Source organism: Nocardia acididurans, from assembly GCF_016741815.1.
Classification (GTDB): Bacteria; Actinomycetota; Actinomycetes; order Mycobacteriales; family Mycobacteriaceae; genus Nocardia; species Nocardia acididurans.
On sequence record NZ_JAERRJ010000009.1, the window covers coordinates 12,355 to 37,406 of the forward strand.

24 protein-coding genes, 1 tRNA gene and 1 riboswitch are annotated in these 25,052 nt (G+C 68.3%); of the genes, 18 read left to right on the forward strand and 7 right to left on the reverse strand.

The window, feature by feature from the left end:
- Positions 1-840: 840 nt before the first annotated feature.
- From JK358_RS23180 to JK358_RS23200, 5 genes are all read left to right on the forward strand, one after another.
- Entirely contained in the window at positions 841-1,791 is a 951-nt protein-coding gene (locus tag JK358_RS23180; protein ID WP_307817688.1) for a hypothetical protein, read from the forward strand.
- A 246-nt stretch (positions 1,792-2,037) separates the two neighbouring features.
- Positions 2,038-2,640, forward strand: coding sequence for a type II secretion system F family protein (locus JK358_RS23185; RefSeq protein WP_201950350.1), 603 nt, complete (start codon positions 2,038-2,040; stop codon positions 2,638-2,640).
- Between the two features lie 144 nt (positions 2,641-2,784).
- Positions 2,785-2,973, forward strand: coding sequence for a DUF4244 domain-containing protein (locus tag JK358_RS23190; protein WP_201951348.1), 189 nt, complete (start codon positions 2,785-2,787; stop codon positions 2,971-2,973).
- A gap of 35 nt (positions 2,974-3,008) precedes the next feature.
- Entirely contained in the window at positions 3,009-3,323 is a 315-nt protein-coding gene (locus tag JK358_RS23195; protein ID WP_201950352.1) for a TadE family type IV pilus minor pilin, read from the forward strand.
- Positions 3,320-3,694 carry an Rv3654c family TadE-like protein gene (locus tag JK358_RS23200; protein WP_201950355.1) on the forward strand — a complete coding sequence of 125 codons (375 nt, stop codon included), beginning with the start codon at positions 3,320-3,322 and terminating at the stop codon, positions 3,692-3,694. Before JK358_RS23195 ends, JK358_RS23200 begins: the two co-directional genes overlap by 4 nt.
- 363 nt (positions 3,695-4,057) lie before the next feature.
- Here the strand turns inward: JK358_RS23200 and sftH are convergent, their stop codons facing one another.
- Complete coding sequence (gene sftH, locus JK358_RS23205; protein ID WP_201950358.1) at positions 4,058-6,454, reverse strand: DEAD/DEAH box helicase; 2,397 nt, start codon at positions 6,452-6,454, stop codon at positions 4,058-4,060.
- Positions 6,455-6,888: 434 nt separating this feature from the next.
- Between sftH and JK358_RS23210 the strand changes: the two genes are divergently transcribed.
- The 6 genes from JK358_RS23210 (at position 6,889) to JK358_RS23235 (ending at position 13,977) form a co-directional block, all read left to right on the forward strand.
- Positions 6,889-7,092: a cold-shock protein gene (locus JK358_RS23210; RefSeq protein ID WP_033089373.1), complete on the forward strand. Its 204-nt coding sequence runs from the start codon at positions 6,889-6,891 to the stop codon at positions 7,090-7,092.
- 241 nt (positions 7,093-7,333) lie between these two features.
- Positions 7,334-10,255, forward strand: a complete 2,922-nt coding sequence (topA, locus tag JK358_RS23215) for a type I DNA topoisomerase (RefSeq protein ID WP_372440705.1) — start codon at positions 7,334-7,336, stop codon at positions 10,253-10,255.
- Positions 10,256-10,338: 83 nt separating this feature from the next.
- The gene (locus JK358_RS23220; RefSeq protein ID WP_201950361.1) at positions 10,339-10,839 is read left to right on the forward strand and encodes a DinB family protein; all 501 of its coding nucleotides are present in this window, start codon (positions 10,339-10,341) and stop codon (positions 10,837-10,839) included.
- Positions 10,840-10,908: 69 nt separating this feature from the next.
- Complete coding sequence (locus JK358_RS23225; protein ID WP_201950363.1) at positions 10,909-12,123, forward strand: DNA polymerase III subunit delta'; 1,215 nt, start codon at positions 10,909-10,911, stop codon at positions 12,121-12,123.
- Between the two features lie 147 nt (positions 12,124-12,270).
- Positions 12,271-12,346: transfer RNA gene (locus JK358_RS23230), tRNA-Thr, on the forward strand.
- A 212-nt stretch (positions 12,347-12,558) separates the two neighbouring features.
- Positions 12,559-13,977, forward strand: coding sequence for a pyridoxal-phosphate dependent enzyme (locus JK358_RS23235; RefSeq protein ID WP_201950365.1), 1,419 nt, complete (start codon positions 12,559-12,561; stop codon positions 13,975-13,977).
- Between the two features lie 17 nt (positions 13,978-13,994).
- On the opposite strand, the gene JK358_RS23240 is transcribed toward JK358_RS23235, so the two are convergent.
- Positions 13,995-14,783, reverse strand: a complete 789-nt coding sequence (locus JK358_RS23240) for an SDR family oxidoreductase (protein WP_201950368.1) — start codon at positions 14,781-14,783, stop codon at positions 13,995-13,997.
- A 122-nt stretch (positions 14,784-14,905) separates the two neighbouring features.
- Here JK358_RS23240 and JK358_RS23245 point away from each other — a divergent pair, with 122 nt between their 5' ends.
- Positions 14,906-15,355, forward strand: coding sequence for a DUF2752 domain-containing protein (locus JK358_RS23245; protein WP_307817689.1), 450 nt, complete (start codon positions 14,906-14,908; stop codon positions 15,353-15,355).
- Between the two features lie 55 nt (positions 15,356-15,410).
- A complete protein-coding gene (locus JK358_RS23250; protein ID WP_201950370.1) occupies positions 15,411-15,596 on the forward strand; it encodes a hypothetical protein in 186 nt (61 codons plus the stop codon).
- A 54-nt stretch (positions 15,597-15,650) separates the two neighbouring features.
- On the opposite strand, the gene JK358_RS23255 is transcribed toward JK358_RS23250, so the two are convergent.
- Positions 15,651-16,964: an aminotransferase class V-fold PLP-dependent enzyme gene (locus JK358_RS23255; RefSeq protein WP_201950371.1), complete on the reverse strand. Its 1,314-nt coding sequence runs from the start codon at positions 16,962-16,964 to the stop codon at positions 15,651-15,653.
- Positions 16,965-17,015: 51 nt separating this feature from the next.
- Positions 17,016-17,130: riboswitch (SAM riboswitch) on the reverse strand.
- A gap of 179 nt (positions 17,131-17,309) precedes the next feature.
- Here JK358_RS23255 and JK358_RS23260 point away from each other — a divergent pair.
- A complete protein-coding gene (locus JK358_RS23260; RefSeq protein ID WP_201950372.1) occupies positions 17,310-17,987 on the forward strand; it encodes a biliverdin-producing heme oxygenase in 678 nt (225 codons plus the stop codon).
- A 97-nt stretch (positions 17,988-18,084) separates the two neighbouring features.
- A complete protein-coding gene (locus tag JK358_RS23265; RefSeq protein ID WP_201950373.1) occupies positions 18,085-18,720 on the forward strand; it encodes a LysE family translocator in 636 nt (211 codons plus the stop codon).
- A 19-nt stretch (positions 18,721-18,739) separates the two neighbouring features.
- Here JK358_RS23265 and JK358_RS23270 read toward each other — a convergent pair whose 3' ends face one another.
- From JK358_RS23270 to JK358_RS23280, 3 genes are all read right to left on the reverse strand, one after another.
- Entirely contained in the window at positions 18,740-19,204 is a 465-nt protein-coding gene (locus tag JK358_RS23270; RefSeq protein ID WP_201951354.1) for a flavin reductase family protein, read from the reverse strand.
- A gap of 152 nt (positions 19,205-19,356) precedes the next feature.
- Positions 19,357-19,833 (reverse strand): YbaK/EbsC family protein, encoded by a 477-nt coding sequence (locus JK358_RS23275; RefSeq protein WP_201950376.1) that lies wholly within the window; start codon positions 19,831-19,833, stop codon positions 19,357-19,359.
- 40 nt (positions 19,834-19,873) lie between these two features.
- Positions 19,874-20,194: a 2-oxo-4-hydroxy-4-carboxy-5-ureidoimidazoline decarboxylase gene (locus JK358_RS23280; RefSeq protein WP_201950380.1), complete on the reverse strand. Its 321-nt coding sequence runs from the start codon at positions 20,192-20,194 to the stop codon at positions 19,874-19,876.
- 144 nt (positions 20,195-20,338) lie between these two features.
- Between JK358_RS23280 and JK358_RS23285 the strand changes: the two genes are divergently transcribed.
- Together JK358_RS23285 and JK358_RS23290 are read left to right on the forward strand one after the other, a co-directional pair.
- Positions 20,339-21,160, forward strand: coding sequence for a crotonase/enoyl-CoA hydratase family protein (locus JK358_RS23285; RefSeq protein ID WP_201950383.1), 822 nt, complete (start codon positions 20,339-20,341; stop codon positions 21,158-21,160).
- A gap of 224 nt (positions 21,161-21,384) precedes the next feature.
- Positions 21,385-22,953 carry an MDR family MFS transporter gene (locus tag JK358_RS23290; RefSeq protein ID WP_201950386.1) on the forward strand — a complete coding sequence of 523 codons (1,569 nt, stop codon included), beginning with the start codon at positions 21,385-21,387 and terminating at the stop codon, positions 22,951-22,953.
- Positions 22,954-22,962: 9 nt separating this feature from the next.
- On the opposite strand, the gene ppa is transcribed toward JK358_RS23290, so the two are convergent.
- Positions 22,963-23,454, reverse strand: a complete 492-nt coding sequence (gene ppa / locus JK358_RS23295; protein WP_201950389.1) for an inorganic diphosphatase — start codon at positions 23,452-23,454, stop codon at positions 22,963-22,965.
- A 154-nt stretch (positions 23,455-23,608) separates the two neighbouring features.
- On the opposite strand from ppa, the gene dacB reads away from it, so the two are divergent.
- Positions 23,609-25,045 carry a D-alanyl-D-alanine carboxypeptidase/D-alanyl-D-alanine endopeptidase gene (dacB, locus tag JK358_RS23300; protein ID WP_201950398.1) on the forward strand — a complete coding sequence of 479 codons (1,437 nt, stop codon included), beginning with the start codon at positions 23,609-23,611 and terminating at the stop codon, positions 25,043-25,045.
- The last annotated feature ends 7 nt before the right edge of the window (positions 25,046-25,052 follow it).

Consider the following 25,052-nt stretch of genomic DNA (forward strand, 5'->3'; position numbering starts at 1 on the left):
CCGACGCCTCTCCCGAGCGGGGTCGTCGAGACGCCGCCGCGGGTAGAGGCGACGCCACACCGCACTTCTTCTGTCCCGAAGTTGTAAGCCAGTTCGCTCATACGAAAGGACCTGTCGATGACCGTGCCCTCGCCCCGCCCAGAGCCGGGAGCTCCCGCCGCCCAGCCCGATTGCGCCCCAGCCGCACTCACTCCGACACCACCGGGCGTGACGCCGTTCCGCGGACCGCCTCCCCCGAGCATTGCTCCACCCGAAATAGCCTCCCCCACAAGCAGTCCTGGTGGCGGCACAGTCAACCGCCGGGTCTACAACACCGCTGGCGCCTCACCTGTCGAGCTCGGCATCACGCGGAAGGTGGGCGGCGCTCCGGGCCGGTGCCACCGGCAGAGTCGAAGCGAGTCAGCTTGGCGAAGACCTCCGATCCGGTTGCCGCACCGGCACATCCGTCCGGCGAAGTCTCCGGTGTGCGGGGCGGTTCCCCTCGTCCGGCGCATGGTTCGCGGCTGGGTCGTATCCCCGCACCGTCATCAGGACCTGCGTCCACAGCTGCTGGATCCTCGCCTTCATCACCTGGGACTCGTCCCGTACCAGTTGATCTCAGCAAGCAGGTGGTGGACGGATCAGGCTCCGCCCCTGGCTCCTGCGGTGTCAGACGATGCTCGGCACACGCTGACAGCCGGTCATCCAGCGCCAATTCCGCCGGGATCTGCTGTCCCCAGGATGGGAGCGGTGTGACGCGTGATCCGTCGAGCCTGCCCCGCACAAGGTCGGTGCCTGCGTGGCGGGCCGTTCAGCCATGCGATAGGGAGCGGTGGTGACGATCCGGTGAGGCTTGCGGGGGTGGCTGGTCATATCGAATTCGCGCTGGTCTGTACCGCACTCGCCCTGCTGGTGGCGCCGGTACCGGCCGCCCGCCGGCGGTTCACGCGAGTGTACGGCCGCAGCCGGGTGCGAAAGTGCCGGACCGCCTGGTTGATTCGTCTGGGGGTCGGGGCAGGTTTGCCGACTCTGCTCCTGCTGGGTGCGGGCCCGATGATCGCGGCGACTCTGGCGTCGGCGACGTTCGTGGTCCGGCGCGGGCGCGCTGCGCGAGAGGCCCGGCGCAAGGCCGAAAGTGTCCGGCTGCTGGAGGGATTGGAGACCGTGATCAGCGAGCTCCGAGTCGGCGCTCATCCGAGCGCGGCGGCCGAGGCGGCTGCCCGGGAGATCGCTGTCGCCGATGCCATGCGAGGGACACCCGATGGAAGCCCGGTCCCTGGAGAGCCGCTCAGGGTTGCCGGCGGTAGGGCTGCCGTGGGCGGGCTCCCCCATGGGGTCGGCGCGCGGATATCGCCCGGCGTGACTGCTGCCGGTGGCTCCGCCGGTGATGTCGCGCGCGCCTTCTCGGTGAGTGCCGCGCGAAGCCGACTCGGCGGCTCCGGCGCCGAGGCCCTGCGCCGCCCGGACAGCGTGGTGGCGGTGGAGCTCTCGCGACTCGCGGAGGCGTGGCAGGTTGCCGAGAGTCATGGTCTGGCGCTCGCGGAGTTGTTGGCGGCGGCACGAGCAGACCTGCAGGGGCGCAACAGGTTCCGTGAACGTACGCGCGCAGCCCTCGCGGGTGCGCGGGCGACCGCCGCGGTGTTGGCGGGCCTGCCGCTGCTCGGGGTGGGCTTGGGGCAACTGATGGGCGCCGCGCCACTGCTGGTGCTGTTCGATTCGGCGGCAGGCACCCTCCTGCTCCCCCTGGGGGTCGGTCTGGCCTGTGCCGGCCTGTTGTGGACGGACGCCATCACCGCCCGGGTACTGCGATGAGCACCGCCTCGCACCACCCGCATCGAACACCTCGGAGCGGCCGCCGTCAGCCACTGCGGCCCCGGCGGCAACAGGCCGTGAGACCCAGCCGACCAGGCGGTCAGGCTGGGGCGCTCGGCTTCGAGTCGATGGCTGCGGCATCGGCCGGATCTGCGGTGCTCCGGAGTTGTCGGCTCGTTTGACAGGTACTGCTGTGGGATTCCGGGCGGCTCGGGTCCGGCGGGCATGTCGGGGAAAGGCTTTGCGATGTACCACCTTTCGGTCGCTCTGGTGCTCGTGGCGGTGGCTGTTCTGCTGGCTCCCGGCCGCACCGGTGCGCTGCGGCGGTTGCGGGGAACCCACCGGGCGCGGCTCGGAAGTGTTCGCGGCGTGCGGGATTCGGGTGGGGCGGCCGATCCGATGGCGGCGGCGGGGGCGCTGGATCTGTTCGCCGCGTGCCTGCGTGCGGGTCTGCCCGCGGCTGCGGCGGCCGGTGCTGTCGCCGGTGGCGCGCCCGAACCGCTGGGCGCTGTGCTGCGCCGCGCCGCGGATCTGTTGTCGCTCGGGGCGGATCCGGTGACCGCGTGGGAGCAGGCGGCTTCCGGTTGCGCGGACGAGACGGTGGGAGCGCTGGTGCGGATGGTGCGGCGTTCGGCGCGGTCGGGGGCGGGCCTGGCGGGTGGTGTCACCGAGTTGGCCGAGCAGCGCCGGTCCGCGGTGGAGGATGCGGCGGCGGCTCGCGCCGAGCGGGCCGGGGTGCTGCTCGGCGGGCCGCTGGGTTTGTGTTTTCTGCCGGCGTTCGTGTGCCTCGGGATCGTGCCGGTGGTGATCGGCCTGGCCGGTCGTGTGCTCGGGGGTGGCCTGCTGTGAGCGGCCGGGGGTGGGCCGGCGCGGGTGTTCCGCGCCGGTGTGAGGACGGCGCGGGTGGTCCGTGCCGGTGTGACAGCGGCGCGGACCGTCTGTGCCGGAGTGTGGAGAGGAGTGACTGTGCGATCTGTGGTGCGGAATGTCGGAGTGGAACTGCGTGCGCGCGTGCTGCTGGCGGCGGCGGGGGAGGAGGGGATGAGTACGGCCGAGTACGCGATCGGCACGATTGCGGCGGCGGCCTTCGGTGCCGTGCTGTATTCGGTGGTGACCGGCGACAGCATCGTCAACGCGCTGACGCGGATCATCGACAAGGCGTTGTCGACCTCGGTCGGGTGAGGCCGAGCGGGTGTCACCCGGGTGGTGACCGGGGTATGGCGACCGTCGAGGCGGCCATCGCGCTGGTCGCATTGGTCGCGGTGCTGATCGCGTGTGTCGGGATGGTGCTGGCGGCGTCGGCACAGGTGCGCTGTGTCGACGCCGCTCGCGAGGCCGCACGGCTGGCCGCGCGGGGAGACGAGGCGCGGGCCGTATCGGTGGCGCGGCAGGTGGCACCGCCCGGGGCCGTGGTCACCGTGCGCGCCGAACATGAGCTGGTGGTCGCGGTGGTGACCGCTCGGACGCCACTGCTGCCGCTGTCACTGCGCGCGGAGGCGGTGGCTGCCCGGGAACCGGAGGGTGAGCCGTGACATCTCGCCGTACCCGCACCCGCACAGACGCGGGCGGTGTGACTCCGGCCGCATGTCTGGGGCTGCTGGCTCTGTTGGCCATGTCACTACTGATCGGACAGGTGGGGGTGGCGGCGGTGGGTCGTCACCACGCCCAGTCGGCGGCGGATCTGGCCGCACTGGCTGCGGCGGGTGCGCTCGATCAGGGTGCGGCGGCCGGGTGTGCCCGGGCCGGTGAGATCGCTCGCCGCATGGGTGTGCGGGTGGTCGATTGTGTGGTCGCCGAGTGGGATGTGACCGTCACCGTGGAGGCTCGGATGTCACTCGGTCTACTGGGCGAGCGACCGGTTCGTACGATGGCACGGGCAGGCCCGGCCGGAGATACCGACTAGCGAAGTCGGATACGACTAACTCGTACCGAGCGGTTGGTTAGAAATTCGATGGCGCACGCCACACCGCGTGTCGATCAATACCGAATTCCGATCAAAGTGGTAGGCGATTAGTTTGGCCGCCGATCACATTCCAATTCGTTCCTTAAGGTCGAATGGAATGAATGCACAGGTAAATGCGGTAGCGACATTATCGAACGGAGCAACCCTCCAGTTAACAGGATCACATCCCTTTTTAATCGGCTGAGCGGTTCACACCGCACGACTCGGGTGGCAGTGCCCGGCACCTCGCCCGATACCGCCCAGTTGCCGCGTGCCTACCAGTTGGTCGGGTGTCGCCGTGATGTCGCTCAGGAGACGGCGGCATCACGGTTCGGAAGCGCCCTCGTCATCATCGCCCAGCTCCGCCAGCACTTCGGCCAGCAGGCGTCCCGCACCGGCCTTGTCCAGCGGATTGTTGCCGTTCCCGCACTTCGGTGACTGTACGCAGGACGGGCACCCGCTCGCACATCCGCAGGATCGGATGGCCGCGAGCGTCGCCGTCAGCCAGTGCCGCAGCCGCGCGAATCCGCGCTCGGCGAAACCGGCTCCACCGGGATGCCCGTCGTAGACGAACACCGTGGGCAGCCCGGTGTCGGGATGTTCGGCGATGGACACTCCGCCGATATCCCATCGATCGCAGGTCGCCACCAGCGGAAGCATCCCGATGGCCGCGTGCTCGGCCGCATGCAGTGCCCCGGCCACGTGCTTGGCGTCGATTCCGGCCCGCCGCAACAACTCCGGCGTGACCGTGTAGAACACGGCCCGGGTGGGCAGGGTCTGGGCGGGCATGTCCAGCGACACCATGTCGAGCACTTCACCGCTGGGCAGCCTGCGCAGATACCCGATGACCTGCCGTGTCACGAACACCCGGCCCAGTGCCGTGGTGACCGTGCCGTGCACGCGCTCCTCGGTCACCTCCTCGATCTCGAGGGCGGTCACGGCTCGCGCGCTGGTCGTCCAACCAGGCGTTTCGGCGTGTACCAGCGCGATGCCCTCGTCCAGATCGAGTTCGTCGACCACATAGCTCTCGCCCTGGTGCAGGTGCACGGCCCCGGGATGCAGGGTGGCCGGCGCCCGCCCGGCGTCGGTGGTGCCGAGCATCCGGCCGGTCTCGCTCTCGACGATGGCGACGGCCGCGCCTATGCCTCCGCGCACGTCCACCGCATCGTGCGGGTGTGAGTCCGCAGTGACGAACCACCGCGCCGACCCGTCCCGCCCCGCACCCGGCCGCCGCCGGATCACGCCCTGGCGCGCGAGCCCCGAAAGCAGCTCCCACGCACCGTAATCCAGCACTTCGGCATCGGTGAGCGGCTGTTCCATGGCCGCGCACAGCAGGTGCGGACCGAGCACGTACGGGTTGTGCGGGTCGGTGATGCTGGCCTCCATAGGCCGCCCCAGCAGCGCTTCGGGATGGTGCACGAGATAGGTGTCGAGCGGGTCGTCCCGGGCGATGAGCAGCACCAACGATCCCTGGGTGCGCCGCCCGGCGCGCCCGGCCTGTTGCCAGAACGAGGCGACGGTCCCCGGGTACCCGGCCACCACGACGGCGTCCAGTCCGGCGATGTCCACGCCCAGTTCGAGGGCGTTCGTGGTGGCCGCACCCAGCAGCGATCCCTCCGACAGCGCGGTCTCCAGCGCCCGCCGATCCTCCGCGAGGTACCCCGATCGGTAGGCCGCGATGCGTTCCGGCAGTGCGGTATCCACCTCCGCGAGCAGTCGCCGGGTATCCATCGCGATGAGTTCCGCGCCCCGCCGCGACCGCACGAAGGTGAGTGTCCGCGCCCCCTCGGCCACGAGTTCGGCCATGACCTTCGCGGCCTCGGCCCCCGCGGATCGCCGGATCGCGGCACCGTTTTCGCCGGTCAGGCCCCCGCCGACCAGTGGCGGCTCCCACAGCGCCACGGTCCGCGCGCCCTGGGGCGACCCGTCCTCGGTGACCGCGGTGCACGGTGCGCCGATGAGTTTCGAGGCCGTATGCGCGGGGTCGCTCGTGGTGGCCGAGCACAGCACGAACACCGGGTCGGCTCCGTACCGCTGGGCCATGCGCCGGAGTCGGCGCAGCACCAGGGCCACGTGGGAGCCGAATACGCCCCGGTAGGTATGGCATTCGTCGACCACCACATAGCGCAGCTGTCGCAGCAGCCGGCCCCAGCGCTCGTGGGAGCGCAGCATGCCCAGGTGCAGCATGTCCGGATTGGTGAATACCCACCGGGAGTTGGCGCGTACCCACTGCCGTATCTCCTGCGGTGTGTCCCCGTCGTAGGGGGCGGGGTGAATCCCGCGCAACGGGTCGGCATCGGTGAGTTCGGTGGCCATCCGCAACTGGTCGGCACCCAGCGCTTTGGTGGGCGACAGGTACAGCGCGGTGGCCCGCGGATCCTGCTGCAGGGCTGTCAGCACCGGCATCTGGTAGGCCAGCGACTTCCCCGAAGCCGTCCCGGTGCTCAGCACAACATGCCCGCCACCTGCGGCGATGTCCGCAGCCCTGGTCTGGTGCGCCCAGGGTGCGTCGACCCCGATGCCCTGTACCGCGGCGCGCACGTCCGCGGATATCCATTCGGGCCATTCCGTGACCTGGGCGGCCCGTGGCGGTAGCTCTCGTACATGGGTGAGGCGCGGGTCACCGGCGTCGAAGCTGGTTAGGACACGATTCAGCAACGATTGACCGTAGCTGGGGTCGCAGGCTATTTCAGACCGGTCCGTATGGTCGGTGGCTTTCATCGAACCGACACCTCGACACGCACACGGGGTGCGAACGGTGTGTGCCTCCACAGGTCTACCTGCCATTTCACTACAGAGTAGCGACCTGGCTCACACCCGGTTTGCCAGATGCTCGCTCTGTTATTCGGAAGCAAACCAACTTCGAGTACGGATTTGGGCATTACGCCCCTCACCTGCACATTCGCAAGATCAACTTTTTTGCAAATTGTGGGTAACTCGGCTGTTGAATTGCGCGAAGACATGGTTCACTGGTTCCTGGTCGCAAGCTTCTGTGTTCGAGGGACGGATCCAAAGTCCAAACCATCAGCAGGATCGATGTTGCGAACGGTGTACTGGGTGCTTTCCTGCAGGGGGAACAGAGTACAGCGGTCTCAACGGACCCGGTGGACGAACCTACTTGTCCGCCGTTCCGGTATGGAAAGAGAAGGAACAGAATGGCACAGGGAACTGTGAAGTGGTTCAACGCGGAGAAGGGGTTCGGCTTCATCGCGCCCGAGGACGGCTCCGCTGACGTCTTCGTCCACTACTCCGAGATCCAGGGAACGGGCTTCCGCACCCTCGAGGAGAACCAGAAGGTCGAATTCGAGGTCGGCCAGGGCACCAAGGGCCCGCAGGCCACTGGTGTTCGCGCGCTCTGATAGCGGGCCTACCCCATAAGGTTCCGTCCCCCATCGCCACCCGGCGGTGGGGGACGACCCATATCTGGACCCATTACACTCGATCACAACCCGGGGCCACATCGCCGCTGCAGCCGAGACGCAGCCATTGAACAGGGTATAAACGTTGCTGGCAGCGATATCAGTAGTCGCCGCCGCTTGCCCCAGCCGCGTATCGCGCGCACCAGCGCCGCGCGGATCGACAGGAAAGGTGTGTTCGCCGGTGGCAACACGAGACCGCGGTGCAGCGCCGAATTCAGCACCCGACCAGGGCCGTAACCTGCGTCGTCTCGTGATCGTGGAGTCGCCGACGAAGGCCAAGAAGATCGCGCCCTATCTGGGCCGCGGCTATGTCGTCGAGGCGTCCGTCGGTCATATTCGCGACCTGCCGCGTGGTGCGGCGGATGTACCCGCGAAATATAAGGGACAGCAGTGGGCCCGCCTCGGCGTCGACGTCGACAACGACTTCGAGCCCATCTACGTGGTCAGCCCGGATAAGAAGGCCAAGGTCGGCGAGCTGAAGAGCCTGCTCGCCGATGCCGACGAGCTCTACCTCGCCACCGACCCCGACCGCGAGGGCGAGGCCATCGCGTGGCATCTGCTGGAGACGCTGAAGCCGAAGGTGCCGGTCCGGCGCATGGTGTTCCACGAGATCACCGAGTCCGCGATCCAGGCCGCCGCGGCCGACACGCGCGAACTGGACAAGGATCTGGTCGACGCGCAGGAGACGCGGCGCATCCTGGACCGGTTGTACGGCTACGAAGTGTCGCCGGTGCTGTGGAAGAAGGTCATGCCGCGGTTGTCGGCGGGCCGTGTGCAGTCCGTGGCGACTCGCGTCATCGTGCAGCGCGAGCGGGAGCGCATGGCGTTCCGGTCCGCGGAGTACTGGGATATCGCGGCCAAGCTCGACGCGGGCGATCAGGGCGAGGGAAACCCGCGGGTCTTCGGCGCGCGCCTGGTCACCGTCAACGGTTCCCGGGTGGCGAGCGGGCGCGACTTCGGATCCGACGGGCAGTTGAAGTCCGCGTCCGGCGTGGTCGTGCTGGATGCCGGCTATGCCCAGCGGCTCGCGGAATCGCTGAACGGGGTGGATTTCACCGTCAGCTCGGTCGAGTCCAAGCCGTACACGCGCAAGCCGTACGCGCCGTTCATGACCTCGACGTTGCAGCAGGAGGCGGCGCGCAAGCTGCGCTTCACCTCCGAGCGCACCATGCGGGTGGCGCAGCGACTGTACGAAAACGGCTACATCACCTACATGCGTACCGACTCGACCACGCTGTCGGATTCCGCGATCCAGGCGGCGCGGGCGCAGGCGACGCAGCTGTACGGCGCGGAGTACGTGAGCCCGACGCCGCGGCAGTACACCCGCAAGGTGAAGAACGCGCAGGAGGCACACGAGGCGATCCGCCCCTCCGGTGACGTGTTCATGACGCCGGGCCAGCTGCATTCGCGGGTCGACAATGACGAGTTCCGCCTGTACGAGCTGATCTGGCAGCGCACGGTGGCCTCGCAGATGCAGGACGCGCGCGGCACCACGCTGACGGTCCGGGTCACCGGTAACGCGACCTCCGGTGAGGAGTGCGTGTTCTCGGCGTCGGGCCGGACCATCACCTTCGCGGGCTTCCTGAAGGCGTACGTGGAGAGTGTCGACGAGGAGGCGGGCGGCCAGTCCGACGACGCCGAGTCGCGCCTGCCCGCGTTGACCGAGGGCCAGGGCGTGTCGGCGGTGGAGCTGGCGCCGGACGGGCACACCACCAATCCGCCGCCGCGATTCACCGAAGCGTCGCTGATCAAGACGTTGGAAGAGCTCGGCATCGGCCGCCCTTCCACGTACTCCTCGATCATCAAGACGATTCTCGATCGCGGGTACGTGTACAAGCGCGGTAGCGCGCTGGTGCCGTCGTGGGTGGCGTTCGCGGTGATCGGTCTGCTGGAGGCGCACTTCGGGCGGCTGGTGGACTTCGACTTCACCGCGGCCATGGAGGATGATCTCGACGCCATCGCAGGTGGCCGCGAGCAGCGCGGAAACTGGTTGTCCTCCTTCTATTTCGGTGGCGATCACGGTGCCGACGGTTCGGTGGCTCGCGAGGGCGGCCTCAAGCGCATGGTCGGGGATCGTCTCGACGGGATCGATGCGCGAGAAGTCAACTCCATCAAGCTTTTCAGCGATGACGAGGGCCGCGACGTGGTGGTCCGGGTCGGCAAGTTCGGCCCGTACCTGGAGCGTATGGTCGTCAATCCCGATGACCCGCAAGGGGATCCGGTGTCGCAGCGGGCGAACCTGCCCGATGAGCTGCCGCCGGACGAACTGACCCCGGAGGTCGCGGAGAAGCTGTTCGCGACGCCGCAGGAGGGTCGCTCGCTGGGTGTGGATCCGGCGACCGGGCACGAAATCGTCGCCAAGGAAGGACGTTTCGGTCCGTACGTGACCGAGATCCTGCCGGAGCCGGCGGAGGAGCCGGAGGCGAAGAAGTCCGCGAAGAAGGTGGCCGCGCCCAAGCCGCGCACCGGATCTCTGTTCAAATCCATGGATTTGGGCACGATCACGCTCGACGACGCGTTGAAGCTGCTGTCGCTGCCGCGTGTGGTGGGTGTGGATCCCGAGTCGAACGCGGAGATCACCGCGCAGAACGGGCGCTATGGCCCGTATCTGAAGAAGGGCACCGATTCGCGGTCGCTCACCGGTGAGGATCAGATCTTCACGGTGACGCTGGAGGAGGCGCTCAAGATCTACGCGGAGCCCAAGCGGCGCGGCGGGCAGTCGGCCAGTGCGCCGCCGCTGCGGGAGCTGGGTGTGGATCCGGTGTCGGAGAAGCCGATGGTGATCAAGGACGGCCGGTTCGGTCCGTATGTCACCGACGGCGAGACCAATGCCAGCCTGCGCAAGGGCGACGAGGTCGAGTCGATCACCGACGAGCGGGCTTCCGAGCTGCTGGCGGATCGGCGGGCACGCGGTCCGGTGAAGAAGACGGCCAAGAAGACCGCGAAGAAGGCGCCCGCGAAGAAGGCCGCGGCGTCGGCGACCAAGGTGGTCAAGAAGGCGGCGGCGAAGAAGGCGGCGGCCAAGACGGCCGACGGGTTGACGACGAAGAAGGCCGCGGCGAAGAAGACGGCCGCCAAGAAGACCGCTTCCGCCAAGTCCTGACCGTTTTCCGCCGAGGGGTCCTCTCCGTCGGTGCCTTCCCGTAGCTTGTCACCACGGGAAACGCACCAGCGGAAGGACTTTCGATGACCGATCGGGAGCGCGAGGACCTCATCACCCATATGGCCGATCAGCGCAGGCTGTTCCAGATCACCGTGCGCGGCATCGACGACGATCAGGCCCGGCAGCGCACCACGGTCAGTGAGCTGACCCTGGGCGGGTTGCTCCATCACATCATCGCCACCGAACGGCACTGGACGACCGTGCTCATCGAACGGGACGAGACCGCGGAATTCGATGTGTCCGAACTGGATTCGGCGCATCGCATGGCTCCGGAGGAGACGGTTTCGGGTCTGCTCGCGGAGTGGGACGCGCTCGCCGATCAGACCGAGAAGCTGATCCGCGAGCTCGACAGCTTCGACGCCCGGGTTCCGATTCCGACCGCGCCGTGGGCGCCGGAGCGGCAGTACTGGCCGGTGCGGCATGTGCTGTACAACCTCTTCCGTGAGTTCGCCCACCACAGCGGTCATGCCGACATCATCCGGGAGGCGCTGGACGGCGCGAACACCACGCAGCAGCGGGTCTGATCCGGCGCGTCGGAGGGTCGGGCCGGAGCGTCGGTCCGGCTGTCGGTGCCGGCCGCTAGGGTGTACGACGTGGCGGGTGTCTTCGATCGACTGGTCGGCCAGGATGCGGTCGAGTCCGAACTGACCGCTGCCGCGGTGGCCGCGCGGGGCGGGGCGGGTTCGTCCTCGGCAATGACGCATTCGTGGCTGTTCACCGGGCCGCCCGGTTCGGGGCGTTCGGTGGCCGCGGTGTGTTTCGCGGCGGCGCTGCAGTGCACCGATCCGGAGCAGCCGGGTTGCGGGCGCTGTCACGCGTGCACCACCGTCATGGCCGGAACGCACGGTGACGTGCGCCGCGTAGTCCCCGAGGGCCTGAGTATCGGCACCAAGGAGATGCGCGAGATCGTGCAGGTGGCCTCGCGCCGCCCGAGTACCGGCCGCTGGCAGGTCGTCGTCGTGGAAGATGCCGACCGCCTCACCGAAGCCGCCGGCAATGTGCTGCTCAAGGTGGTCGAAGAGCCCCCGGAGCGCACCGTCTTCCTGCTGTGCGCCCCCTCGGTCGACCCCGAGGACATCTCGATCACCCTCCGATCCCGCTGCCGCCACGTGCATTTGGCGTCCCCGTCGGTCGAGGCCGTGGCGCGTGTCCTGCACGAGACCCACGGTTTGGACGCGAAAACCGCCCAGTGGGCCGCCTCCATCAGCGGCGGCCACGTCGGCCGCGCCCGCCGCCTCGCCACCGACGACGACGCCCGCGCCCGCCGCAAGAAGGCCCTGGCCCTGGTGGCCGCCACCGCCCGCCCCGCGGCCGCCTACGCCGCCGCCGACGACCTGGTGAAATCCGCCGACGACGAGGCCAAACAGGTCAGCGCCGAACGAGACGAGAAGGAACGCGACGAACTCGCGGTCGCCCTCGGCGCGGGCGGCACCGGCAAGGGCGCGGCCTCCGCGACCCGCGGTTCGGCGGGCGCTCTCAAGGAACTCGAGAAACGCCAGAAGTCCCGCGCCACCCGCACCGGCCGTGACGCGCTGGACCGCGCGCTGATCGACGTCGCCGGCCTCTATCGTGACGCCCTGGCCGTCCGCTTCGGCGCCGCGACCGCCGACTCCAAGTCCGGCGTGGCCCTCACCCACCCCGACATGGCCGACCAGATCCGCGAACTCGCCGAGGACATCCGCCCCGAGGGCCTGCTCCGCTCGATCGAGGCCGTCCTGGACTGCCGCGAAGCCCTCGACACCAACGTCAAACCCCGCTTCGCCGTCGCGGCCATGGTCGCAACCCTCATGGCCGCCCGCTCCTCCTGACCCGTGGACCCTTTCATTACGAGTGAACTGCTCCACGGACCGGCCACCGCGGTCGTCCGGGCAGGCAGGAGGACCGTCGGCGTGATCACGACCACGCGTTTTCGCGATCCGGGCGCGAGACGATAGACTCGCACCGCCGGAAGGCACGCCGCCTTAGCTCAGTCGGTAGAGCGCTTCACTCGTAATGAAAAGGTCGGGGGTTCGATTCCCCCAGGCGGCTCCACTCCCTTCATGGATCAGGCTCGGCTTTGTGCCGGGCCTTTTTCTTTGCGCGGGGGTGCGGGAAGTTGGGTTCGGGGTGAGGGGAACCCTGGGCGGGGATAATGGGATTTGCGAGTCTGACTGTGTGGGAACCGGTGCGGGGCTTGGGTGTTCGGATGTCTCGTGCGGGTGGGCTGGAGTTTTCCGTTTTCCGAGACCAGGGCAGGGTGCCGCATGACCGCTGTTTCCGTGCACGCCGGGGGCGTGTTCGATTCTGTTGCCGAGGCTGTCGGTAATACGCCGCTGGTGCGGTTGAACCGGGTGGTGGATGACATTCGGGCGACGGTGTACGTGAAGCTCGAGTATCTGAATCCTGGTGGGAGCGTGAAGGATCGGGCTGCTCGGGGGATGCTGCTGGCGGCCGAGGAGGCGGGCGCGCTACGGGCGGGCGGGACGGTGGTGGAGGCCAGTTCGGGGAATACCGGGCTGGGGCTGGCGGCGTTGGCGGCCGCGCGCGGGTATCGCAGCGTGGTGGTGGTGCCGGACCGGGTGAGTCCGGAGAAGATCGCGCTGCTGCGGGCCTACGGGGCGGAGGTGCATCTCACGCCGGGGTTGCGGCCGGTGGGGCATCCCGAGCATCTGCGGAGTGTGGCGCTGCGGCTCACGGAGGAGATTCCGGGGGCCTGGTTCGCGGGGCAGTACGACAATCCTGCCAATCCGGCGGCGCACCGGGTTACCACCGGGCCGGAGATCTGGGCTCAAACCGGTGGGCGCATAACGCATTTCGTGGCGGGGGTCGGCACCGGGGGGACGATTACGGGTACCGGGTCCTATTTGAAGGAGGCATCCGGCGGGGCGGTTCGGGTGATCGGCGCGGATCCGGAGACTTCGGTGTACGGCGGTGGCGACGGGCGGATCTGGTACGTCGAGGCGGTCGGGCACTTCCGGCATCCGGAGACCGAGCCGGATCTGTGGCCGGAGTCGTACGACCCGGAGGTGGTGGACGGGGTCGAGAGCATTCCGGACGCGGAGGCCATCGCGCTGCTGCACCGCATCGCACGGGAGGAGGGGCTGCTGCTGGGCGGGTCGTCGGGGACGGCCGTCGCGGCGGCGCTGCGCACCGCGCGGGAACTCGGGCCGGACGATGTGGTGGTCGTCATCGCACCGGATTCCGGCCGGGCCTACCTGTCGAAGTACTACAACGATGAATGGCTGGGCGCGTTGGGATTTCCGCTCACCGCGCCCGGAGCGGAACACACTGTCGGAGCGGCGCTGGGTGACCCGGCCCGGTTGCCGCCGCCGGTGGTGGTGCCGTCCGGAGCGACGGTCGGCGAGGCGCGGGAGCAGCTCCGACGGTTCCCCGTGCTGCCGGTGTTGTTGCAGCGCAAGGCAACCGGTCCCGTGGTGGCGGCCGAGCTCCTCGGTGCGGTGAGCGCGTCCGGCCTGGCGGACGCGCCCGCCGCCGATCCGGTGACGGCGCACCTCGCCCCCGCCCTACCTGTGGTGGGAACGACCGAACCCCTGGCACGTGCGGTGGCGCGCACAGCCGGGCACACCGGTCCGATCCTCCTGGCGGACCGAGGGCAGGTCGTCGCCGTCATCGATACCTTGGCTGTGCCCGCGGAGCAGCCTGCTGGTCCAGCCGTCGGCTGACGATCCGCCGCAAGGGATTACAGGTCCGGGATGGGGAGGTCCAGGTTGGGGCGTTCGATGCCGCCGTCGACCTCGATGACCTTGCCGGTGATGTAGCCGCCGGCGCGGGAGCTGAGGTAGACGATGGCGGCGGCGATTTCCCAGGGTTCGCCGAGGCGGCCGAGCGGAGTGACCGATTCCATCGAAGCCTTGATTTCCGGTTGCTGGGCAACGACATCCAGGGCGGAGGTGAGGACCGAGCCGACGGCGATGGCGTTCACGCGGATGCGGGGGGAGAGGTCGGTGGCGGCGAGGCGGGTCCAGTGGGCGAGAGCGGCTTTGGCGGTGCCGTAGGCGAGGAAGCCGCGGCCCGCGGTGCGGCCCATCATGGAGGTGATGTTGACGACCGAGCCGCCGCCGGATTTCAGCAGGTGCGGGACGGCCGCGCGAGTGAGGGCGTGGGCGGTGGAGACGTTGAAACGAAAAGCCTCTTCGAGGAATTCGGGGGTGGTGGTGAGGAAGGTGTTGGGCATGGTGCCGCCGACATTGTTGACGACGATGTCGATGCGGCCGAGTTCGGCGGCGGCCGTTTCGGCGAAGGCGGTGACGGCGGAGAGGTCGGACAGGTCGCAGGGGACGGTGACGGCGCGGCGGCCGAGCGCGCGGATCTTGCCCGCGACCTCGTCGAGCTGGGTGGCGGTGCGGGCGGCGAGGGCCACGTCGGCGCCCGCTTCGGCGAGGGCCAGGGCGGTGGCGGCGCCGATGCCGCGGCCGGCTCCGGTGACGAGGGCGACGCGGCCGTCCAGGCGGAAGGTGTCGAGGATCATCAGGGGTGTTCTCCTTCGAGCGACTGGTCGTGACGGTGGTCACAAGCAGTTTTTAGAACACGTTCCTATCACTCGGGGCGATGAACTGGAAGCGCCGGTCCCACGCGGCTACCGTTGAGCGCGTGGACACCGCGTCAGCTCCCGTGAGCCAACCTCCAGCCCGGTCTCGGTGGCTCACCGCCGGGCTGCCGTTGCTCACCGGCGGCGCGGTGGCCGGAGTGCTGGCGGTGCTGCACTTCCGGGACCCACATGAGCAGGGCTCGTACGGGGTGTGCCCGTTCTATGAGCTGACCGGCTGGTGGTGCCCGGGCTGTGGCGGCCTGCGGGGGCTGCACAATCTCACCGACGGCCGGATCATCGATGCCGTGCACAGCAATATCCTGCTGGTGCCGCTGCTGCTGGGATTCCTTGCGTGGTGGGGGAATTGGACGATCAAGGGCTGGCGCGGGCAGTCGCTGCCGCCGCTGCCCAGGATCCTGCCGAGGTCGGCGCTGTGGATCACCGCGATCCTGCTGGTGGCCTTCACGGTGGTGCGGAACACGCCCTACGGGACCTGGCTCGCACCGGTCTGAGCAGCGGCGGCGTGGCTGTCGGAGTGAGCACGCCGCGCGGGGGCATGCTCTTCCTATGAGTGATTCCCTGAAGGAACGAGTACGCGCGAAGCTACTGCGGCAGCTGGCCGAGGACGGGCCGGACCCGGAGCAGGATGATGTGCGGCATGTTTCGGTCCAGGACGATCTGGACATCTTGAACGCCGTCGCGGACGACGATCCCTTGATCGAGGAACTCGCCGCCCGCTATCTCGTGCCGTAACCCGAGTCTCAGTGTTCTCAGGGCTTTGCCCCGAACCCCACCGCAGTCGAGAAGTCAGAACGCGCAGGGCGCGCCGCCCTCGCTGCCCCTGCCGAACGGGCGGGTTTCCGGCACCGGGTTCCAATGCCCTTCGGTGCGTGCGTAATCCCAGCCCGGCCCCTTCTCCACCAGTGTGGAGATCGCGTCGATGAGCCGGTCCACGTCGGCGGCGGTGGTGCCGAGGCCGATGCTGGCTCGCAGGGCCGCGTCCACGCCGAGGCGCGACAGCAGCGGGTGCGCGCAGAAGCGGCCGTCGCGGACGCCGATGCCGTGTTCGGCGGAGAGATACGCGGCGACCTGGCCGGGTTCGAATCCGTCGACGGTGAAGGCGACGATGCCGACGGCGTCGGTGCTGTCGCGCCAGATGCGCAGGAAGTTCACGCCGGGAACGGTTTTCAGGCCGTAGCGCAGGCGATGGGTGAGGTACTGCTCGTGCTCGGTGACGGTGGTCGCGTCGAGTTCGGTGAGTGCGTCGCAGGCGGCGGCCAGCGCGGCGACGCCGAGGACGTTCGGGGAGCCGGCCTCGTGCCGCTGCGGCGCGGGCGCCCATTCGACGCTGTCGGCGGTGACGGAGCGGACCGCGCCGCCGCCCGCCAGGTACGGTTCGGCGGCGTCGAGCCAGTCGCGGCGGCCGACGAGTACGCCCGCGCCGAACGGCGCGTACGCCTTGTGGCCGGAGAAGGCCAGGTAGTCGATGCCGGTGGTGCGCAGGTCGATGCGGCGGTGCGGGGCCAGTTGGGCGGCGTCGACGAGGACGCGGGTGCCGCACTGGTGCGCGATCCAGGCCAGGCGCTCCAATGGGAGCAGTTCGCCGGTCACATTGGATGCGCCCGTAATCGCAAGCAGTGCAGCGGGTTTCGAGCAGAGTTCGGCGACGAGCCGCTGGATGGTCTCCTCGATGGTGTCGGCGACCGGGACCACGCGGCGGCCGTGCCGCTGCCAGGGCAGGAAGTTGGCGTGGTGTTCCACGTCGAGGACCACGGTGTCGCCGGGTACGCAGGAGGCGAGCAGGTTGAGCGAGTCGGTGGTGTTGCGGGTGAACACGACGACCTGGTCGTCGGCGGCGTTCAGGAAGCGGGCGACCGAACCGCGGGCGGATTCGTAGCAGTCGGTGGACACGCGGGAGGCGTAGCCCGCGCCGCGGTGCACGCTGGCGTAGAACGGCAGCAACTCCTGTACGCGGTCGGTGACCTGCGCCAATGCCGGTGCGCTGGCGGCATAGTCGAAGTTGGCGTAGGTGGTGGTGCCGCCCTGGACGAGGGGCACCTGGAGATCACAACCGGAAACCTCGGCGAGGGGGGCACAGGTCTGGTCGGCGAAAGCGGTCATCACGAAATCCCGTCGGCTCATGGGACGCGCGATCAGAAAGGGGTGATCGAGTGTCCGCGCTTGCCGCGCCCAAGTCGGGCTACGGCCTGGTCGTCACCCGGAGCACCCCACCGCGGAGGAGGGTTGCCGACCAGCGAGCCGGGGCTTTGCGCTGGCACTCATGACCTGGTTGCCGAGATTTGCAGATGTGTCGGGCTCTTGTCAACCCCGCCGCGAAAATCCATCGAAAGTTGGATCCGGTGGGTCGCAAAGTTCGTTTCGCGGGAACGTTGCTGTAGCTAACCTTGGTAATTGAGGTTAGGGTAGCCAAAGTAGGGCGCCCGAGAGGTGAAAGAGGTTGCTCCCATGCCGTTGAAGACTGACACCGTGGACACCAAGACGCCGTTCTCGACGCTCATCCGGACCGCCACCGAGCAGCAGCACAATGAGGCCGAGCACTCCACCTTCATGCGTGACATGCTCACCGGAAACCTTGGTGTGCAGGCTTTTTACCGCTACACCGCGCAGCTGTGGTTCGTCTACGACGCGCTGGAGAAGCACTCCGCGGCCCTCGCCGCCGACCCGGTCGCCGGGCCGTTCGTGCGCTCGGAGCTGGACCGGCTGGCGGCCATCGAACTCGATCTCGCCTACCTCGGCGGCCCGAACTGGCGCGACGAGCTCGTCGCGCTGCCATCGACCGCCGCCTACGCCGCCCGCGTCGAGGAGTGCGCGCGCACCTGGCCGGCCGGGTACGTGGTGCATCACTACACCCGCTACCTGGGCGATCTCTCGGGCGGACAGGTGATTCGCGGAACCGCCGAGAAGCTGTGGGATCTGCCCAAGAAGGGCGACGGCGTGCGGTTCTACGTCTTCGACGCGATCACGAATCCCGCCGCGTTCAAACGGGATTACCGCGAGAACCTGGACCGGATGCCCATCGACGGGCCCGAGGTCGATCGGGTGCTCGACGAGGCGCGGCTGGCATTCACCATGAACACCACGATGTTCCAGGAACTGGGCGCGGAATTCAGCGCGCGAAACTGAATTCCGGTCGCGCCCAGGGGGCCGTCGGCCGGTATTCATCATCAGGGCCGGTCGGCGGGCTCTCCCCCTTGTCGGTGGACTGTGTTCTCATGGGTGGGTGAGCCTGCCGCTGCTGTTGAGTTTCATCGGGCTGTGCGTACTGCTGTCCATCACGCCCGGCCCGGATTCCTTTCTGGTGCTGCGGTTTTCGATGTCCGGGCCGCGTCCGGCCATCGCCGCGGCGATGGGGTCCGCGCTCGGGGGCATCGTGTGGGCGGTGGTGGTCGCGGCGGGGGTGGCGGCGCTGCTCGAGCAGTCGGCCACGGCCTATCGGGCGTTGAAGGTGATCGGCGGGCTCTACCTGGTGTATCTGGGGGTGCGGGCGCTGCTCGCGCATCGGCGCGGAAAGGCTTCGGCCGCAGTCGAATCGGATGCTCCCGGCGCGCGGGCGAAGGGTGATTCGGTTCGCTCGGCATTCGCTGCCGGATTGCTGTCGTGCATGTTCAATCCCAAGGTGGGTTTGTTCTATCTCGCGGTGCTGCCGCAGTTCCTGACCGAGGTCACCTTCGCGAACACGCTCACCCTCGGGGCGATCGAATCCGCCATCGCCGCAATCGAAATGGTGCTGCTAGCCATGGCCGCTTCCCGCGCGGTGGCGCTGTTGAAGCGGCCGAAGGTGCGCGATCGGCTGGAGCAGGCGAGCGCGGCCATCCTGGCGGCGCTGGGCATCGGCACCGCCACCTCCGCGGCCTGACCGGAGCGCGCCGGGAGAATCAGTCCGCGATCTCGGCGCGGTGGTAGACGCCGTTGTAGTAGACCAGCGGGCCGACCGCCGGAGCGTCCTGCGTGTTGTCGTGCACCCGGGTGACCAGCCCGACCACCAGCGTGTGATCGCCGATCGGCAGCAACTGGTAGACGGTGGCGCGCACCCAGATGGGCGTGCCGTGCAGGATCGGCTCGCCGGTGTCCAGGGTGGTCCACAGCGAGCGATCGGTGAAGCGCTCGGCGGCGTCCCGGCTGAAGCGCTGGGCCAGATGCTTCTGATGCTGGCCGAGGAAGTGCACGACCAGCGAATCGGCGCGCAGCATGGCGTCGCGGCTGGAGGAGGTCTCGGCGATATTGAACGAGATGAGCGGCGGATCGGCGGACAGCGACGCGAAGGAGGTGGCGGTGAAACCGACGGGCCCGTTCTCGGAGTTCAGCGTGACGATGGTGACGCCCGCCGGATAGTGCCGCATGGCGGAGCGATACTGCTGCGCGGTGATGCCGCTCAGGTCATCGGGCACATGTAGCTCGGCGCCGGATGTCTCGGAATCAGTCACGCAACGAACCTACGTCGTTCGCTGCCCGAATATTCCGGGCTGTGCGAAATCGCTCAGCGATCCGACACTCAATCGACATCGATGGCCAGGCCCGCCGTGATGCGGACCAGCTCGCCGAAGGTGGTGCGGAACAGGGTGTTCGGGTGGCCGCCCGCCGCCCACAGCTCCGGATGATGCGACAGCGCGTTGTCGACGAAGGTGGGCAGGTTGGTGGGATGGCCCAGTGGAGCCACCCCGCCGATGGGTTGCCCGGTGACCTCGCGGACCATGGCCGCGGGTGCGCGGGTGAGAGTGCCCTCCAGCCGCTTCCCGGTATCGGCCAGGTTCACCTGGTGCGCGCCGGACACCAATAGCAGGACGGGATCCTCGTCGAGCAGGAAGACCAGGGACTTGGTGATGGCTCCGACATCCACGCCGAGCGCCTGAGCTGCTGCTTCGGCGGTGTGCGTGGGATTGGGTTGCGTGACGATCACCCCGTGGTGGCCGCGCTGGATCAAGGTGTCGGAAACCTTCGTCGCGATCGGCGGCAGCAGGGACCTGCGCATGCCACCAAGAGTAGAGCGATTGCGGATCATGTGCCGGGTTTCAATACTCTGGATAACCCTCCTCCGGACCGAGCATCTGCGCGATCCGGGCACGGGTGATCCGTGACAGTTCGGCGATCGTGTGCTCCGAAACGTTGTCGTGGGCACAGGAATCGAAGGTTCGCGCCAGATCCACCGCCGACAGGGCGTGCAGTTCGGCCGCCGCGGCGGTGTGCAGGGAGGCGTGGCCGGGGTAGGGCCTGCCGTCCGCGATCTTGGATGCCCAGGTGACATTGCAGCAGCATTCGTACAGGGCGTGGATCGCGCGGGCGCGGGAGAGGGAATTGAAGCGGTCGAGGCCGATTCCGTGGTGCATCAACATCGGAACCCCCACACGGGAGAAGCATCTTGTGGACGCAATAATCGTCCGTCCCGCGGCCTGCTGGAAACCAGTGGGGGACAGCAGATTTAGCACAGCGTTTACACCCGGGTACGGAACCGCGCAAACCGCCGATACGCTGGACCGATGACCGATTGGAAGGCTTTCGAAGTCGAGAGCAAGGACCACGTCGCGACGGTGACGCTGACCGGCCCGGGCAAGGGCAATGCCATGGGACCGGACTTCTGGCGCGAGCTGCCGCTCATCTTCGGCGAACTCGACGCCGACCCGGAGGTGCGGGCCATCGTGCTCACCGGCGCGGGCAAGCACTTCTCCTACGGGCTGGACCTGCCCGCCATGAGCCCGCTGTTCGGGCCGCTGCTGCGTGACAAGGCCCTGGCCGCGCCGCGCACCACCTTCCTCAAGGGCGTGCGGGATATGCAGGCTTCGGTCACCGCGGTCGCCGACTGCACCAAGCCGGTGATCGCGGCGGTGTCCGGCTGGTGCATCGGCGGTGGGCTGGATCTGATCGCGGCCGCCGATATCCGGCTGGCCAGCGCGGACGCCAAGTTCAGCCTGCGCGAGGCGAAGGTCGCGATCGTCGCCGACATCGGGTCGCTGCACCGGCTGCCGGGGATCATCGGCGAGGGGCACCTGCGTGAGCTCGCCTACACGGGCAAGGACATCGACGCCGCCCGCGCCGAGAAGATCGGCCTGGTCAATGACGTGTACGCGGATCAGCAGGCGGTGCTGGACGCGGCGTACGCGCTGGCGCGCGAGATCGCCGAGAACCCGCCGCTGGTGGTGCAGGGCATCAAGGATGTGCTGGATCAGCCCAAGGCCGGCAAGGTGGCGGACGGACTGCGCTATGTGTCGGCGTGGAACGCGGCCTTCCTGCCGTCGGAGGATCTGACCGAGGCGATCCAGGCGGTCTTCGAGAAGCGTCCGCCGCGTTTCCAGGGGAAGTAGTAACAACTCTTGTAGCTCTCAGGGGCTTCGCCCCCCGAACCCCAACCGCGGAGCGTTGTGCTCTCCGGCTTCGCCCCCGAACCCCCAACCGCGGAGTGCTGTGCTCTCGGGCTTCGTCCCGAACCCTGGACAGCGAAGGGCCGCGTTTCGGGGGCGGGGGCGAAAATCCGTTGCGGGCTTCGGGTTCCGGCCTATCGTGAGGCGGGGGACCTGGAGGTTCGGCGATGGCTACATCAGAGGTGACCGAATCCACCGGTGAGGGTGGTTTCACGCACCGGCAGATCATGGTGATTCTCAGTGGTCTGCTGCTCGGCATTCTGCTCGCGGCCCTCGATCAGACCATTGTGTCGACGGCCATCCGCACCATCGCCGATGATCTCGACGGTTACGCGCTACAGGCTTGGGCCACAACGGCTTACCTGATCACCGCGACGCTGGCGACGCCGTTGTACGGGAAGCTCTCGGATATGTACGGGCGCAAGCCCTTCTATCTGGCGGCCATTTCGATATTCCTGGCGGGTTCGCTGCTGTGCACGTTCGCGCAATCCATGTACGAGCTGGCGGCCTGTCGCGCGGTGCAGGGGCTGGGCGCGGGCGGGCTCATGTCGCTGGCGCTCACGATTGTTGGCGATATCGTGAGCCCCCGCGAAAGGGCCAGGTATCAGGGCTATTTCCTGGCCGTGTTCGGCACCTCGAGTGTGCTCGGGCCGCTGCTGGGCGGTCTGTTCGCCGGGCAGGACAGCATTCTCGGGATTTCCGGGTGGCGCTGGGTGTTCCTGGTGAACGTGCCGCTGGGCCTGTTCGCGCTGCTGGTGGTCTCGCGGGTGCTGCGACTGCCGAGACCGGTGAGATCCCGTGACCGCGTGGACTATTGGGGTGCGCTGGTGTTGGCGCTGGGCATCACGCCGCTGCTGATCGTCGCCGAGCAGGGTCGTGAATGGGGCTGGGGGAGTGCGCGTTCGGTGTGCTGCTACCTCATCGGCGGGGTCGCGGTGCCGGCGTTCCTCGCGATCGAGGCGAAACTCGGTGACGCGGCGTTGATTCCATTGCGCATCTTCCGGAACAGAACCTTCGCGCTGGGTGTGGTGATCTCGTTCGTGGTGGGCGCGGGCATGTTCGGTGGAATCCTGTTGATGCCACAGTATTTGCAGGTGGTGCGGGGTGCGAGCCCTGTGCTGGGCGGTTTGCAGATGATTCCGATGGTGCTCGGCATCATGATCGGCTCGATCATTTCCGGCCAATTGATCTCGCGCACCGGGCATTACCGCGTCTATACGATTCTCGGTGCGGCCATGATCACCCTCGGCCTGTTCCTGATGCACTATCTGCGCGCCGACACCGCGTTCTGGATCGTGGCCGCGTTCATGCTGTGCGTGGGATTCGGGCTCGGGAATCTCATGCAGCCGCTCATTCTCGCGCTGCAGAATACGTTGCCGCCCAAGGATATGGGTGTCTCCACCGGTGCCGCGACCTTCTTCCGGCAGATCGGCGGCACGCTGGGCGCAGCGGTGTTCCTGTCGATCCTGTTCACCCGGCTCGCACCCGAGATCGAGTCGGAACTCGTTGCGGCGGGGCAGAATCCGGACGGCGCGGAGCGGGTGCTCGTCGACAGCTCGGTGATCCAGCAGTTGAATCCGGCGCTGGCACAGCCGTTCCGGGCAGGTTTCGCGAACTCGCTGTCCACGGTGTTCCTGACCAGTTCGGCGGTGACCGCGGTGGCGCTGCTGCTGGTGCTCTTCTGGAAAGAGGTGCCGCTGCGCACCACCGCGGGACTCACCGCGCCGCGGGAGTAGCGGGGGCTGTCAGTGGCCGCCCTGCTCCTTCAGCCGGGCGTACGCCTCGGTGACCAGGGTTTCGGCCTTCTCGCGGCCTTCCCAGCCCTCGACCTTGACCCACTTGCCGGGCTCCAGGTCCTTGTAGCGCTCGAAGAAGTGCGCGATCTCCTTGCGCTGGAACTCCGGGATGTCCTCGACGTCCTGGATGTGATCCCAGCGCTTGTCCTTGTTCGGGACCGCGACCAGCTTCTCGTCGGTGCCGGCCTCGTCGCTCATGATCAGCACGCCGACGGGACGGGCCTCGACCAGCACGCCCGGGAACACGGGCTCGGGCAGCAGGACCATGCAGTCCAGCGGATCGCCGTCGCCGCCCAGGGTGTTCTCGATGTATCCGTAGTCGGCCGGGTACATCATCGGGGTGTAGAGGTAGCGGTCCAGCCGCACCCGCCCGGTCTCGTGATCGACCTCGTACTTGTTGCGCTGACCCCGGGGGATCTCGATGGTGACGTCGAACTCCACGTCATCTCCTTCTTCGTTGGCCTATGGCTGCCGACTCGCCAGCTCGTTCTGAGGAACGACTGCGCAACGAGGATAGTGTGGACGGCGGGCGCATGGGTTCGGCAGGGACGCCCGGGGCATTCCCCTGCCACAGGTATCAGGGAGACAGCTGCACGTGGCAGGCGGGAACAAGCAGAACATCGGGGGTCTGGAAGCCAAGCGACGGCGGCGCACCTGGATTGTCGTGACATCCGCGCTGGTCGTGGTGGCGGTCGCGGCCACCGCCGTGGTGCTCACCGTGAAACCGTGGACCGAGGAGTTCAAGCACGGGGGATTGACCGTCGCCGCGCCGCCCTCGCCGGTGAAGGCCCTGCCGCAGGTGCAGCCCGCGCCCTCGACCGCGCCGGTGCCCAGTAAGGCGGGGCTCGCGGCCGCGCTGGCCGGGGTCGCCGCCAATCCCGATCTCGGGGTGTTCGCGGCCTCGGTGTCCGACGGCGAGACCGGCGAGGTGCTGTGGACCCTCGATGCCGACAAGCCGCAGATTCCGGCATCCAATGCGAAGGTCGTGCTCACCGCGGCCGCGCTGCTCGCCCTGCCGCCGGACCACCGGGTGACCACGAAGGTGGTGACCGGGTCCGCGCCCGGCGAGCTGGTGCTCGTGGGTGGTGGCGACCCGACCATCACCAATCAGCCGGACGGCAAGGGCTACTACCCGGACGGGCCGCGGCTGTCGGATCTGGTGGCGCAGATCAAGAATTCGGGTAGGCCGGTCGACAGCATCGTGGTCGACACCTCGCTGTACTCGGGCTCGAATATGGCGCAGGGCTGGGACTTCCGGGATGTCGCGGGCGGTTCCATCGCGCCCATCGACCCGGTGATGATCGACGGCGGGCGGCTCGAACCACTGGTCGAGTATTCGCCGCGCACCGAGACTCCCGCGGTGGACGCCGGTCGGCAGCTGGCGGTGGCCCTGGGCATCGATCCGGCCCGCGTGCGGCTGGGGAACGCGCCGCAGGGTTCCACGCAGGTGGCGGCCGTGCGGTCCGCGCCGCTGAAGGATCGGCTGCGCGACATGATGGTGCACTCCGACGATGTGCTCGCCGAGACCATCGCCCGCGAGATCGCGCAGGCCACCGGCAACGAGCTGTCCTTCGCGGGCGCGGTGACCGGCATCGTCGCCACCCTGCGGGCCGCCGGATTCGATATGACCGGTGTCACCCTGCTGGACGGCAGCGGGCTCTCGGTGGACGATCTGCTGCCGCCGCGGCTGCTCGACCACATCGTGGCCGTCGCCGCCCTGCCCAACACCACTGTGGGACAGGGTGATTCGCATGCCCCGGACCCGCTAGCCGACCTGCTCGACTACCTGCCCGTGGCCGGGGCGACCGGTTCGCTGGCAGGCCGCTACACGGTGCGCGATCGTGACGGTGCGGGCTGGGTTCGCGCCAAGACCGGAACTCTCGATGTGGCAAGCTCGTTGGTGGGATATGTGCTGGATCGCGATGGGCGCGTACTCACTTTCGCGTTGATGTCGAACCAGCGGCTCCCGGAGGCGAGCCGCCCCGCGTTGGACGCCATCGCCGCCACACTGCGCAATTGCGGATGCTCCTGACGGGTGG

Bases quoted from the DNA above. Each gene is read 5' to 3' on its own strand.
- JK358_RS23240 (WP_201950368.1), bottom strand. From the start codon at position 14,783: ATGATCCTCGACACCTTCCGCCTGGACGGCCGCGTCGCCCTCGTCACC.
- JK358_RS23250 (WP_201950370.1), top strand. From the start codon at position 15,411: ATGAGTGATTCCCTGAAGGAACGAGTACGCGCGAAGCTACTGCGGCAG.
- JK358_RS23285 (WP_201950383.1), top strand. From the start codon at position 20,339: ATGACCGATTGGAAGGCTTTCGAAGTCGAGAGCAAGGACCACGTCGCG.
- JK358_RS23185 (WP_201950350.1), top strand. From the start codon at position 2,038: ATGTACCACCTTTCGGTCGCTCTGGTGCTCGTGGCGGTGGCTGTTCTG.
- JK358_RS23270 (WP_201951354.1), bottom strand. From the start codon at position 19,204: ATGCGGCACTATCCGGCGGGCGTCACCATCGTCACGCTGAACTCCGAG.
- JK358_RS23260 (WP_201950372.1), top strand. From the start codon at position 17,310: ATGCCGTTGAAGACTGACACCGTGGACACCAAGACGCCGTTCTCGACG.
- JK358_RS23280 (WP_201950380.1), bottom strand. From the start codon at position 20,194: ATGTTGATGCACCACGGAATCGGCCTCGACCGCTTCAATTCCCTCTCC.
- JK358_RS23220 (WP_201950361.1), top strand. From the start codon at position 10,339: ATGACCGATCGGGAGCGCGAGGACCTCATCACCCATATGGCCGATCAG.
- JK358_RS23195 (WP_201950352.1), top strand. From the start codon at position 3,009: ATGGCGACCGTCGAGGCGGCCATCGCGCTGGTCGCATTGGTCGCGGTG.
- JK358_RS23290 (WP_201950386.1), top strand. From the start codon at position 21,385: ATGGCTACATCAGAGGTGACCGAATCCACCGGTGAGGGTGGTTTCACG.
- JK358_RS23275 (WP_201950376.1), bottom strand. From the start codon at position 19,833: ATGCGCAGGTCCCTGCTGCCGCCGATCGCGACGAAGGTTTCCGACACC.
- JK358_RS23255 (WP_201950371.1), bottom strand. From the start codon at position 16,964: ATGACCGCTTTCGCCGACCAGACCTGTGCCCCCCTCGCCGAGGTTTCC.
- JK358_RS23210 (WP_033089373.1), top strand. From the start codon at position 6,889: ATGGCACAGGGAACTGTGAAGTGGTTCAACGCGGAGAAGGGGTTCGGC.
- JK358_RS23235 (WP_201950365.1), top strand. From the start codon at position 12,559: ATGACCGCTGTTTCCGTGCACGCCGGGGGCGTGTTCGATTCTGTTGCC.
- sftH (WP_201950358.1), bottom strand. From the start codon at position 6,454: ATGAAAGCCACCGACCATACGGACCGGTCTGAAATAGCCTGCGACCCC.